This window comes from Streptomyces sp. BA2 (assembly GCF_009769735.1).
Lineage (GTDB): Bacteria > Actinomycetota > Actinomycetes > Streptomycetales > Streptomycetaceae > Streptomyces.
This window is the reverse complement of sequence record NZ_WSRO01000002.1, coordinates 6,107,334-6,119,631: the sequence shown is the minus strand read 5'-3', so window position 1 is coordinate 6,119,631 and position 12,298 is coordinate 6,107,334. Positions and strand designations below refer to the sequence as shown.

Genomic DNA, 12,298 nt, shown 5'->3' with positions numbered 1-12,298 from the left:
AGCGCTCTTTAGCTACACAGAGTCAAGCTGCGGCCAGCTCCCGTCGGGGCCTGGGCTCAACTCTTGGGGAACGCCCAGGGGTTGGCCTTGCACTTGATTCCGTCGTGGTCCAGGAACTTCGTCTGCTGCTGCATGACGGGCGCGAGCTGGCCGTCCTTCGTGCAGTCCGTGTGATTGAAGCCGAGCCGGTGACCGACCTCGTGATTGATCAACATCTGCCGGTACGGATGAATGCGGTCGCCGTAGGTCTTGGCGCCCTGCGCCCACCGATAGGCATTGATCATCACGCGGTCCGTGGCGGCGGAGTCACAGGAGACGTTCTGCTCCATGGTGTCGAGCCCGGATTTCGCGCACCATTTCGCGGTCGTCCCCGGGCTGGCGAGCGTGATGACGAAGTCGGGTTGCCCCGAGGAGATCCGCTCGAACGTCCTGCCTCCGCCGTGCGCCCAGCTCCGGTCGTCGTTCAGGGTCTTCTGCACGGCCGACGCGAACAGCTCGCCGTCCAGGCCCATGCCCTTCTCGACGTCGACGCGGTAGCGGAACAACTGCCCCTTGCCCGGCGCCTTGTCGAACCCGGCCATCGCGTCGAAGTCGCCGGACGCCGTGAGCTTGGCGTCGAGCGGATACTTCTTCGCCATCTTCGTCTCGTACGTCGCCGGGGCGGACTCGGGAGGCGTGGGGCGCTCGTCCGAGCGGGAAGCGTCCTCGGCCGCTTCACGTCCCTCCTGGCCCTTCGCGGCCTGCGTCCGGGGCGCAGAATCCTTTGGCCCGTCGGTCACTTGGCCGGCCACGACGACCGCGAGGACGGTGGTGACAGCGGCGGCGGCGATCCCGGTGAAGGTGCGGCCCTTGCCGCCTCCCTTGCCGTCCTCGGCGTCTTCGGCGTCGCCGACCGTGATGCCGCCGGGGCCGTCGAACCCATCGGCTCCGTCGAACCCATCGGCTCCGTCGGCTCCGGCGGCTCCGGCGGCTCCGGCGGCCCAGAGCTCTCCCCGCGCCTTCTCGTCCTCGTCGACCAAGCGGTCCCAGTCGGTGACGGAGGCGTACGGGTCGCGGGGCGGGCCGCCGGCCGACATGGGCGAGGGACGGCTCGCGCCGCCCCCGAAGAGGTCATCGTCGGCGAATTCGCCGCTGAACGCGTCCATGTACTCGCGGCGTGGCCCCGGCGTGTGGGGCGGTGCGGGCCGTGCTCCCGGCGCCCCGTAGGCAGCGCCCATCCGCGGCCCGGATCCCCACGCCCCGCCCGACTCACGCTGCTCGGGGTGCCCGCCACGGACATGCGGCGTGCCGTGCGGCGGGGTGGCCTGGGGCATGCCGTGCGGCGGGGTGGCCTGCGGTGATCCGTGCGGCGGAGTGGCCTGGGGGACGCCGTGTGCGGGCGTGCCGCCGTCGCCCGGGGCACGCCTGCGGCGCCCCGTGCCGGGACCCGGCGGGCGTGCACCCTGCTGTGGCGGTATGGCGTCGGTGTTCGTGTTGCCCGTGTTGTCTGCGAGGTCGGCCGAACCCCGGCGGCTATGACGTCCCACTCGCCGCCTCAGCTCCCCGCGCCCGGATGACCGGATGCATGCAACTCGCCCGTGTCCGCGAGGAGTTCGCGGATCGCCGTGGCCACCGTATCCGGATACTCCATCATCGCCACATGCCCCGCGTCCGGCAGCGTGAGCAGCCGCGAGTCACGGAACGCGGCGGCGGCCCTGCGGGCCATGCGGTACGACACGAGCAGATCCTTGCCGCCGTAGATGAGCAGCGTCGGCGCGAGCACCCGCTCCGCCTGCCGCCACAGACCGTGCTGCCCGCCCAGTGTGTACGCGTTCACGATGCCGCGCGCCGAGCGGGACATCGCGTCCCACATGTACGGGAGGGCGAGCCTGCGCTCCATCTCCCGCACCGCCGCGCTGTAACCCTCCGGCGAGACCCGGCCCGGGTCTCCGTAGCAGAGCGCCATGACGCCGCTGACCCGCTGCTCGGCCGTCCAGTCCTTGGTGAGCCTGGTGAACAGCGCCGCGACGCCGGGCACCGCGAGGAGCCCGGTCGGCACCGCCGTGCGCTGCACCCGCAGCTCCGGGAGCGCGGGCGAGATCAGCGTGAGGGTGCGGACGAGGTCGGGGCGGACGGCGGCGACGCGGGTGGTGATCGCGCCGCCCAGCGAGTTCGCGATCAGATGCACGGGCCCGTGTTCGCGCGTGTCCAGATATCGGATGACCGCGCGCGCGTGCCCCGTGACCGAATAGTCGCCGTCGTCCGGCGGCGGCGAGTCGCCGAAGCCCGGAAGGTCGAGGGCCGCACAGTCGACGACGTCCTCGAGCATCGGCATCAGGGCCGACCAGTTCTGCGAGGACCCGCCGAGCCCGTGCACGTACAACGCGGCCGGAAGGCCCTCGCGGACCGACGGCCTGGAACGCACCGAAAGCGTGAGCCCGGGCAGGTTGACCGAGTCGAGCCGCTCGCCCGCCGCGACCCCGACGGCACCCGGCTTGGGCGCGACGGAGGCGGCGATCACGTTCGGCAGCTCGGTCGAAGACATGCGGCAATGTTACGAGACGATCACACGGTGGTTCATGTGTTCGCCGTCACAGATCCGGCCGATGTCGCCCGGAGATCGCCCGGAGATCGCGCAGAGATCGCCCGGAGATCGCGTAGCGCCCAGTTCGGCAGTCTCCTACGCTCATAGAAGAGGGCGAACAGGGCACTCGCACCACTAGTCCTCCAGGGAAGAGAGCCACGATGACCGTCGACCCGTCCGACCCCGAGACCTTCGAGGCCGAAGAAACCGCCGATCACAGCACCGAAGCGCCCGAGGCCGACGCCGCGGAGCAGCAGACCGATCTCGCGCCGCGCGAGGACGACTCCTTGCAGGACGCGGACACGGACGCGGCCAACGAGGCAGACCTGGCCGAACAGGCCCGCGTCGTCAGCATCGACGAAGACGACTATCGCTGAGCTGCCCGTGTTTGCCCTGCTACGCACGGCTTTCCCGGGCATCCAGTCCGTGAAATTCTCCGCTCGTACCGCGCACATCACGGTTACCGAAAAGTACGATGGCCGCGCGGCGCACACCGCACATTCACGATCATGGGAGGCGGCGTGACAGCCATCGAGCAGACAGAGGCAGCGCGCCCTCGGGGCACACGCCTGCCGCGTCGTGCCCGACGCAATCAGTTGCTGGGCGCGGCGCAGGAGGTCTTCGTCGCGCAGGGTTACCACGCGGCGGCGATGGACGACATCGCCGAGCGGGCCGGAGTCAGCAAGCCGGTGCTCTACCAGCACTTCCCCGGCAAGCTCGACCTGTACCTCGCCCTGCTCGACCAGCACTGCGAATCACTGCTGCAGTCCGTCCGCACGGCACTTGCCTCCACCTCGGACAACAAACTGCGCGTCGCGGCCACGATGGACGCGTACTTCGCTTACGTGGAGGACGAGGGCGGCGCGTTCCGCCTCGTCTTCGAGTCCGACCTGACGAACGAGGCCGCGGTCCGCGAGCGTGTGGACCGGGTCACCCTCCAGTGCGCGGAAGCGATCTGCGAGGTCATCGCCGAGGACACGGGCCTGCCCCGTGACGAGGCGATGCTGCTCGCCGTGGGCCTGGGCGGCTACTCCCAGGTGGTCGCCAGGTACTGGCTCGCCAGTGGCAGCACGGTCCCGCGCGACAAGGCGGTGGAGCTGCTCACCTCGCTGGCGTGGCGCGGCATCGCCGGCTTCCCGCTGCATGGCGTGGACGGCCACTGACGCCGGCCGGGAGCCCGGTTTCCCCTTCCCGCGTTCTGTTCCCGATCTCTGTTCGCTACTGGCGTGCAGCGGCGGAAGCATGCGGGTCGCCTCACCGGGCTAATGTGTGCTGAGTACGGCGCGGCAGGCCGCGCACATCACTGACCGTCGGAGGGACAAAGCCGTGGAGGTCAAGATCGGCGTGCAGTACGCGCCCCGCGAGATCGTGCTGGAGAGCGGCCAGAGTGCCGAGGAAGTCGAGCACGCGGTGTCCGAGGCGCTGACCGGCAAGTCGCCGCTGCTGAGCCTCGTGGACGACCACGGCCGCAAGGTCCTGGTTCCGGCCGACCGCCTTGCGTACGTCGAGCTCGGCGAGCCGACCGCACGCAAGGTGGGCTTCAGCGCCCTGTAGTTCAGGGGCGCAGCACACAGGACGAAGAACGAGAACGGCCCGGTGGTGACAACCACCGGGCCGTTCTCGCGTGTTGACGCGCGGGAAGGCTCTGGCTCTGGAGGGTTGCATTCCGGCCGCCACGGGTAAGACCGGCTACGACCGTTTTGCACCTGGCCGCGAGGGAGGGAACACCCTGTGATTCTGGAAGCACTCGGCTCCGCACTGCTCGGTTTCGCCCTGGCATGGGCCACGGCACACCGACTGTCCCACCGGCTCCCCGCACGCAACCTGGTCCTGTCGACAGGGGCCGCGGGCGCCATGATCGGCGCCTTCGTCACACACATGGCGCTGGGCGCGGGCCACGCGGCCGGCACCATCGTCGGCGCGGTGGCTATGGCGGCGGCCCTGCTCTCACTCCTGATCCGCCCCAGCCGGGGCCGACTGCGCCGTCGCTCAGCGACGGCGTAGGGAACGGGGAGCGGCGCGCGAACCCAGGACGCACCCGCGCGTGCAGACGGCGGATCCGCCCCGAAGGGGCGCGGGGAACTGCGCGACCAGCCACGACGCACCCGCAGGGGAATCCGCCGAACCCAGCAGAGCGCTACGCCGCCAGGCCAAGCGCGGCCATCCGCTTGGTGTGCGCCTCAGTGATCCGAGAGAACATCCGCCCGACCTCGGCAAGGTCGAACCCATCGGCAACGCCCCCGACCAGCATGGTCGACAAGGCGTCCCGGTCGGCAACGACCCGCTGCGACTGCGACAGGGCCTCGCCCATGAGCCGCCGCGCCCACAACGCGAGCCGCCCACCCACACGCGGATCCGCGTCGATCGCGGCCCGCACCTTCTCCACCGCGAAGCTCGCGTGCCCCGTGTCGTCGAGCACACCGAGGACGAGACGGCGGGTGTCGCCGTCGAGCCGCGCCGCGACCTCGCGGTAGAAGTCACTGGCGATCGAGTCGCCCACGTACGCCTTGACCAGGCCCTCAAGCCAGTCGGACGGCGCCGTCTGGCGGTGGAACCCGTCGAGCGCGGCCACGAAGGGCTCCATCGCCTCGGTCGCGTCCGCGCCGATCGCCGAGAGCCGGTCACGCAACTGCTCGAAGTGGTGGAACTCCGCCGACGCCATCTTCGCCAGCTCCGCCTTGTCGCCGAGCGTCGGCGCCAGCTTCGCGTCCTCCGCGAGCCGCTCGAACGCCGCGAGCTCTCCGTAGGCGAGCGCTCCGAGCAGGTCCACGACCGCGGCGCGGTAGTTCGGGTCGGCGGAAGCGGTCTTCCAGTCCTGGGCGGCGATTCCCGTGGGTTCGGCAGGTGTGTCAGCGGCGGTGTCAGGCGTCTCCATAAACCGCACAATAGCCCGCTCGCAGCAACGCGTAAGGGCCTGGTCAGTGACTGTGACGACGACTACGTGACCTTTTCGCCAGACACGGCTGCGAGATTCCGGGGTACAGTGGTAATGCGCCCGCCGAATATTCGACGGGCCGTACGAATGAGGATGCCCGGTCGGAGGCCCGATCGGCTCCGACCCGACAGCCCTCCAGGCGGCCCGCACAGTGCGGACGGCACGAGGAGGGAACCTCAGCGGTACGAGCGCTCGAGCGCAGGCAGTGGTCCCGCGCCCCCGGCCCCGCCCCCCAAGCAGCCGGCGGTAGTGGCACGGTCACGACCCCCAGCGTTCGCCTCGCGCCGCGTCTCACAGAAGAGGCAATGCCCTGACTACGACTTTCCGCGATCTCGGAATTCTCTCCGAGACGGCCGAGGCCCTAGAGGCCGTCGGCATCACCAGCCCTTTCCCCATCCAAGAGATGACGCTGCCCGTAGCGCTCTCCGGCTCCGACGTCATCGGCCAGGCCAAGACCGGCACCGGCAAGACGCTCGGCTTCGGACTCCCGCTCCTTGAGCGCGTGACCGTCCCCGCGGACGTCGAGGCCGGCCGGGCCAAGCCCGAGCAGCTGACCGACGCCCCGCAGGCGCTCATCGTCGTCCCCACCCGTGAGCTGTGCCAGCAGGTCACGAACGACCTCCTGACCGCCGGCAAGGCGCGTAACGTCCGCGTCCTCGCCATATACGGCGGCCGTGCCTACGAGCCGCAGGTCGAGGCCCTCAAGAAGGGCATCGACATCGTCGTCGGCACGCCGGGGCGTCTGCTCGACCTCGCGGGCCAGAAGAAGCTCAACCTCAAGCACATCAAGTGCCTGGTCCTCGACGAGGCCGACGAGATGCTCGACCTGGGCTTCCTGCCCGACGTCGAGCGGATCATCAACATGCTGCCGCCGAAGCGCCAGACGATGCTGTTCTCGGCGACCATGCCGGGCGCGGTCATCGGCCTGGCCCGTCGCTACATGTCGCAGCCCACGCACATCCGCGCCACCGCGCCGGACGACGAGGGCCAGACCGTCGCGAACACCAAGCAGCACGTGTACCGCGCGCACAACATGGACAAGCCCGAGATGGTCTCGCGCATCCTCCAGGCCGACGGCCGCGGACTCGCGATGATCTTCTGCCGTACGAAGCGGACCGCCGCGGACATCGCCGAGCAGCTCGAGAAGCGCGGGTTCGCCTCGGGCGCCGTGCACGGCGACCTCGGCCAGGGCGCCCGCGAGCAGGCGCTGCGCGCCTTCCGCAACGGCAAGGTGGACGTGCTCGTCTGCACGGACGTCGCCGCACGCGGCATCGACGTCGGTGGCGTCACGCACGTCATCAACTACCAGTCCCCCGAGGACGAGAAGACCTACCTGCACCGCATCGGCCGTACCGGCCGCGCGGGCGCCAAGGGCATCGCGATCACGCTGGTCGACTGGGACGACATCCCGCGCTGGCAGCTGATCAACAAGGCGCTGAACCTCGGCCTCAGCGACCCGGTCGAGACGTACTCAAGCTCTCCTCACCTGTACGAGGAGCTGAGCATCCCGGCGGGCACGAAGGGTGTGCTGCCGCGCGCCGAGCGGACCCGTGCCGGGCTGCGCGCCGAGGAGGTCGAAGACCTCGGCGAGACCGGCGGCAAGGGTGGCTCACGCGACCGTGGCGGCCGTGGCAGCCGTGACGGCCGCGACCGTGACCGTGGGCGCGCTTCCGAGCCCGCCCCGGAGCGCGAGCCGCGTGAGGCGCGTACGCCGCGTCGCCGTCGCCGCACCCGTTCGGGTACGCCGCTGGAGACTCCGGCGGTGGCTGCGGCTGAGGTGGTTTCCGCCCCCGCGGCCGAAGAACTGACGGAGCCGCGCGCGCCGCGTCGCCGCCGCCGGACGCGGAGCGGTTCTGAGGCTGCGGAGGCCGTGGTCGAGACGGTCGAGGCCGTGGAGACGGTCGAGGCCGCGGAGACTGCTGCCGAGACGAAGCCGCGCCGTCGTACGCGCAAGGCCGCGGAGCCGGCTGTTGCCGAGGCAGCTGCGGAGACGCAGACCGAGACGAAGCCGCGCAAGCGCACCCGCAAGGCCGCGGAAGCGGTCGTCGACACGGCCGAGGCCGCAGAGACCACCGAGGCCAAGCCGCGCCGCCGTACGCGCAAGGCCGCGGAGGCCGTGGTCGAGACGGTCGAGGCCGTGGAGACGGTCGAGGCCGCGGAGACTGCTGCCGAGACGAAGCCGCGCCGTCGTACGCGCAAGGCCGCGGAGCCGGCTGTTGCCGAGGCGGCGACGGAGACGCAGACCGAAGCGAAGCCGCGCAAGCGGACCCGCAAGGCCGCGGAAGCGGTCGTCGACACGGCCGAGGCCGCGGAGACCACCGAGGCCAAGCCGCGCCGCCGTACGCGCAAGGCCGCGGAGCCGGTTGTTGCCGAGGCAGCGGCGGAGACCCAGGCCGAGACGAAGCCGCGCAAGCGCACCCGCAAGGCCGCGGAAGCGGTCGTCGACGCGGTCGAGGCGGAGATCCCCGCTCAGTCGACGGAGGAGACGAAGCCGCGTCGCCGTACACGCAAGGCTGCGGAAGCTCCGGCTGCCACGGAGGAGGCAGCGGTTGCGAAGCCGCGCCGCCGTACGCGCAAGGCGGTGGCGGCGCCGGCCGAGGAGAGCTGAGGCGCTCCGCTGAGTTTCAACGCCTGAGGCCCGGCCCCCTGCGGGGGTGCCGGGCCTTCGCCGTGCCGCTCCCCCCCCTTCAACTCCACGCCACCGCCCGCGAGTTACGGCCCGCGCCCGGCCTCCAGTACCGGCGCTGCGCGCCGGATCTCTCCCACCCTCCCACCCGATACCCCGCAGCGGCAGAACAACCGATCAAGCGGGCCGGGAGGCCCCGATCACTCCGCGACTGCCGGGCAAACGGGCGGGTGGGCGGGGCTGCCCGCCAAGCCGGCAGCTAGCCTCAAGGCATGAGCAGGCCCCCGACCTTCACCCCGCCCCCCGGCGTCGACGCGCGGCTTCTCCAGACCGTGCGCGGCAGCTTCGCCACCCTGGATGCCCGCCCGGCCGGCGAGGCCAAGGGCACCGTCCTGCTGCTCCCCGGATTCACCGGGAGCAAGGAGGACTTCATCGCCCTGCTCAGGCCCATCGCCGATGCCGGGTACCGAGCCGTCTCCGTAGACGGCCGGGGGCAGTACGAGACCCCAGGCCCAGCCGACGACGAATTCCCTTACAGGCAGGACGAGTTGGCCCAGGACGTCCTCGCCCAGGCCGACGCCGTCGGTGGCACGCCGCACCTCCTCGGGCACTCCCTCGGAGGGCTCATCGCTCGCGCCGCCGTCCTCCGCGCCGCCACCCTCCGCACCCCCGCGGGCACCTTTGCCTCGCTCACCCTGATGGCGTCAGGCCCGGCCCAGATCGCACCCTCCCAGCAGGCCCGCGCCAAGATGCTGACGGACGCGCTCGGCGTCCTGTCCATGGCCGAGGCCTGGGCGGCCATCCAGGCCATGGATCCGCCGGAGGAGGCCGACCTCGACGGCGAGGTCCTGCGCCGGCGCTGGCTGCGGCACAGTCCCGCCCAGCTCATCGCCACCGGCAAGCAGCTCTGCGTCGAGCCCGACCGCGTCACGGAGCTCGCCGCGACGCCTCTGCCCAAGCACGTCATCTCCGGCGAGCGCGACGACACCTGGCCCATCCCCTGGCTCGACGAGATGGCCGAGCGGCTGCGGGCCCACCGCACGGTCATCGCGGGTGCGGAGCACTCCCCCAACACCGACCGCCCCGCGGAGACCGCCGCCGCCCTCATCGCCTTCTGGGACCAGCACAACGGCAGCGACGACCAGGCTTAGGCCTAGGCCTAAGCCGCTAGTACTGCGTCTGCAAGTGCTCCCAGAAGCCGTCCCGCAGCGCCCGCCTCAGGTCCGACTGCCCCCGCAGCGAGTACGCGAGCAGCTTCTCGGCCTCCACCAGGAGCTCCTGGTCGACGGACCCCGGCAGGTACGGATGGCCGGGCAGCAGGTCCACCAGCGCCCTGCTCCCCCGCGCGGCCAGCCACTTCGCGGCGATCTGCGCGCCCACGAACCGCACGTCCTCGCGGGAGGGCCGCGGCGTGCCCGCCGTCTCGTACGTCGCCGCGGCGCTGCGCCGGGACACGTACGGCTTGAAGAAGTCGAGGTCGAACGTGCGCTGGCTGTCGACCTCCCACAGCAGCGGCTCCGCCTGATTGCGGCCCTCGCTCGCCTCGATGCCCCACAGATGCACCCGCGCGCCGTACCCCTGCGCCGCCTCGACCGCCGAGACGAGGTCCTCGTCGCCCCCGATCAGAGCCGCGTCGCTGATCGCGCGGTGCCGGGCGAGTGACTCCAGATCCGTCCGGATGAGGGAATCCACGCCCTTCTGCTGGTTGTTCGCGTTGAGGTTGCCCAGGCGGACCTTGACGTCGGGGAGCTCCGCGATCGACTGCTGCTCCACCGTGTGGATGCGGCGCCGCGCACCGTCGTACCAGTAGACGCGCAGCAGACGGCTGTCCGCGAAGATCGTGCGCGCCTTGTCGATGAACGCCTCGATCAGCCCCTCCGCGTCCAGGTCGAAGGCGCGCCGGTCCTCCGTGCCGACCGCGAGCCGTCCCGCCGCCGCGTACACATACCCGGCGTCGACGAAGATCGCGTGCGTGGACGGCGTCTTCGCCACCTCGGCGAGCATGCGCTCGAGGAGCCCGTTGGCGCGCTCCAGCTGGGCACTGATCTGGGCGCTGATCTCGATCTCGTCGTTCATTGGGGCTCATTGTCCCGTTGGTCACGCAGCGAACACAACCGGTCTCGCTACTCGTGAGTAATTAGTCTGTCGAAAAATTTCTTTAGCGTAGGGAATGTTTGCTGGGGGCAACTCGTTCTACCCATATGGAACGCCGGACACTGCTGTCCCGGCGTCCACAACTCCAGTAGTTCTCCTTCAGGAGGATGACCAGACGAAGGGAGAAGCCCTATGCGCTTCGAAATCATGCGACTCGACGACGTCGACGGCGCCGCCGTGGACCGGACCGTCGTAGACGCCGCCTCCGTCAATCGGATCGTGCAGCAGGCCGCAGCGATCGGCCAGCGCATCTATATCCGCCCGGCCGAATCCCCGGCCTCGTAACGCACAGGTTGCACTGACAGGTTGAAGGGCCCCCGTACACCTTTGGTACGGGGGCCCTTGGCATGCCAGGTGTCCACGCGGGACCACCGGCGCCCTAGCCGCCGTTGATCACCTGCGTCACGCCGTTGATGATCTGCTGCACCGCGATCGCGGAGAGCATCATGCCCGCGAGCCGCGTCACCAGGACCACGCCGCCGTCCTTGATGACCCGGATGATCAGCAGCGAGTAGCGCATCACCAGCCACAGCACGACGTGCATCGCCACGATCGCCGCCCACACGGAGATCTGCGTGCCGAGACTGTCGGCGTCCTGGACGGCCAGGATGACGGAGACGATCGCGCCGGGCCCGGCGAGCAGCGGCATGCCGAGCGGCACGAGGGCGACGTTGACGTCCTTGGTCTGCTTCGGCTCGTCCGTCTTGCCGGTGAGCAGGTCGAGCGCGATCAGCAGGAGCAGCAGACCGCCCGCGATCATCAGCGCGGGGACGGAGACATGCAGGTAGTCGAGGATCTGATGGCCCAGGACCCCGAAGACCGCGATCACGCCGAAGGCGACGCACACGGCCTGGAAGGCCATCTTCCGCTGCACCTTGGCCGGGCGGCCTGAGGTGAGTCCGAGGAAGATCGGGGTGATCCCAGGGGGATCCATGATCACAAAAAGGGTGAGAAAGAGGGATCCGAAGACGGCGACGTCGAACACAGTGATGGCCTTGCAGTGAAGTGAGCGTACGAACATGCCGCGCGGGGGCGGCGGAAAGGGTAGGGCGGAACCGCGTTACGCGGTGGGGCGTCCGCCCGCGCCCGGCACCGGGAACGCTCCGGTCGCCCGGCGCGTGATCTCCCCGTAGATCTCGGGGTCGGTGGTGAACTCGCCGAGCACACAGGTCTTGCGGCTGCCGTGGTAGTCGCTCGACCCCGTGGCCAGCAGACCGAGGTCCGCGGCGAGGCCGTGCAGCCGGGTGCGGGTGGCCGGGTCGTGGTCCATGTGGTCCGCCTCTACGCCGTCGAGACCGGCGGCGGCCAGCGCCGCTATCGCGGCCTCGGGCACCACTTGGCCGCGCTTGACGGCCGCGGGGTGCGCGAAGACGGTGACGCCGCCCGCGGCCTTGACCAGGCGGATCGCGTCGAAGGGGTCCAGTTCGTGCTTCGCGGCGTACGCGCGGCCGCCGTCGGCGAGCCAGTCGGGCGTGAAGGCGTCGGAGACGGTGGGCACGACGCCCAGTTCCACCAGGGCCTCGGCGATGTGCGGGCGGCCGACCGAGCCGTCGCCCGCGATGCGCGCGACCTGCTCCCAGGTGACCGGGACGCCGAGCTCCTGGAGCTTGCCGACCATCGTCTTGGCGCGGGGCACCCGGTCGTCGCGCACGAGCTCGCGCTCACGGGCGAGTTCGGGCTCGTCGGGGTCGAAGAGGTAGGCCAGCATGTGCAGACCCACGCCGTCGAGGCGGCAGGAGAGTTCGGCGCCCGTGACGAGGGTGAGGCCTGCGGGGAGGGCCGCGACGGCTTCCGCGTACCCGCGGGTGGTGTCGTGGTCCGTGAGCGCGACGACGTCGAGGCCGGCGGCGGCAGCGTTGCGCACCAACTGCGCCGGGGTGTCCGTGCCGTCGGAAGCGGTGGAGTGGGTGTGCAGGTCGATGCGCACGACGCGGACTCCAGGCTCTGACGGGGCGGACGAGGGGACGCTCAAAGATGACGAGGGGACGCTCAAGGATAACGGGACTCGAACGTTCCACCG

Annotated in this window: 13 protein-coding genes; 7 read left to right on the top strand and 6 right to left on the bottom strand. The window is 70.6% G+C overall.

Annotation, left to right across the window (positions count from 1 at the left end; genetic code table 11):
• Nucleotides 1–56: 56 nt before the first annotated feature.
• Both E5671_RS30470 and E5671_RS30465 read right to left on the bottom strand, forming a co-directional pair.
• Nucleotides 57–1,526, bottom strand: coding sequence for a DUF3152 domain-containing protein (locus E5671_RS30470; RefSeq protein ID WP_336605885.1), 1,470 nt, complete (start codon nt 1,524–1,526; stop codon nt 57–59).
• Between the two features lie 8 nt (nt 1,527–1,534).
• Nucleotides 1,535–2,524: an alpha/beta fold hydrolase gene (locus E5671_RS30465; RefSeq protein WP_160507091.1), complete on the bottom strand. Its 990-nt coding sequence runs from the start codon at nt 2,522–2,524 to the stop codon at nt 1,535–1,537.
• Between the two features lie 200 nt (nt 2,525–2,724).
• Here E5671_RS30465 and E5671_RS30460 point away from each other — a divergent pair, with 200 nt between their 5' ends.
• From E5671_RS30460 to E5671_RS30445, 4 genes are all read left to right on the top strand, one after another.
• Nucleotides 2,725–2,940: a hypothetical protein gene (locus E5671_RS30460; protein WP_160507090.1), complete on the top strand. Its 216-nt coding sequence runs from the start codon at nt 2,725–2,727 to the stop codon at nt 2,938–2,940.
• Between the two features lie 144 nt (nt 2,941–3,084).
• Nucleotides 3,085–3,726 (top strand): TetR family transcriptional regulator, encoded by a 642-nt coding sequence (locus tag E5671_RS30455; RefSeq protein ID WP_160507089.1) that lies wholly within the window; start codon nt 3,085–3,087, stop codon nt 3,724–3,726.
• 163 nt (nt 3,727–3,889) lie between these two features.
• Nucleotides 3,890–4,117, top strand: coding sequence for a DUF3107 domain-containing protein (locus E5671_RS46475; RefSeq protein ID WP_055565193.1), 228 nt, complete (start codon nt 3,890–3,892; stop codon nt 4,115–4,117).
• 177 nt (nt 4,118–4,294) lie between these two features.
• Complete coding sequence (locus E5671_RS30445) at nt 4,295–4,567, top strand: hypothetical protein (RefSeq protein WP_160507088.1); 273 nt, start codon at nt 4,295–4,297, stop codon at nt 4,565–4,567.
• Between the two features lie 133 nt (nt 4,568–4,700).
• On the opposite strand, the gene E5671_RS30440 is transcribed toward E5671_RS30445, so the two are convergent.
• Nucleotides 4,701–5,438 carry a ferritin-like fold-containing protein gene (locus E5671_RS30440; protein WP_160507087.1) on the bottom strand — a complete coding sequence of 246 codons (738 nt, stop codon included), beginning with the start codon at nt 5,436–5,438 and terminating at the stop codon, nt 4,701–4,703.
• A 463-nt stretch (nt 5,439–5,901) separates the two neighbouring features.
• Here E5671_RS30440 and E5671_RS30435 point away from each other — a divergent pair, with 463 nt between their 5' ends.
• Together E5671_RS30435 and E5671_RS30430 are read left to right on the top strand one after the other, a co-directional pair.
• Complete coding sequence (locus E5671_RS30435; RefSeq protein WP_202121312.1) at nt 5,902–8,106, top strand: DEAD/DEAH box helicase; 2,205 nt, start codon at nt 5,902–5,904, stop codon at nt 8,104–8,106.
• Between the two features lie 290 nt (nt 8,107–8,396).
• A complete protein-coding gene (locus E5671_RS30430; protein WP_160507086.1) occupies nt 8,397–9,275 on the top strand; it encodes an alpha/beta fold hydrolase in 879 nt (292 codons plus the stop codon).
• A 16-nt stretch (nt 9,276–9,291) separates the two neighbouring features.
• Here the strand turns inward: E5671_RS30430 and E5671_RS30425 are convergent, their stop codons facing one another.
• Nucleotides 9,292–10,200, bottom strand: a complete 909-nt coding sequence (locus E5671_RS30425; protein WP_160507085.1) for an NYN domain-containing protein — start codon at nt 10,198–10,200, stop codon at nt 9,292–9,294.
• A gap of 210 nt (nt 10,201–10,410) precedes the next feature.
• Between E5671_RS30425 and E5671_RS45515 the strand changes: the two genes are divergently transcribed.
• Nucleotides 10,411–10,563, top strand: coding sequence for a hypothetical protein (locus E5671_RS45515; RefSeq protein ID WP_167829028.1), 153 nt, complete (start codon nt 10,411–10,413; stop codon nt 10,561–10,563).
• A 94-nt stretch (nt 10,564–10,657) separates the two neighbouring features.
• On the opposite strand, the gene E5671_RS30420 is transcribed toward E5671_RS45515, so the two are convergent.
• Nucleotides 10,658–11,263, bottom strand: a complete 606-nt coding sequence (locus E5671_RS30420) for a MarC family protein (RefSeq protein ID WP_160507084.1) — start codon at nt 11,261–11,263, stop codon at nt 10,658–10,660.
• A 75-nt stretch (nt 11,264–11,338) separates the two neighbouring features.
• Complete coding sequence (locus E5671_RS30415) at nt 11,339–12,205, bottom strand: PHP domain-containing protein (RefSeq protein WP_160507083.1); 867 nt, start codon at nt 12,203–12,205, stop codon at nt 11,339–11,341.
• Nucleotides 12,206–12,298: the final 93 nt, after the last annotated feature.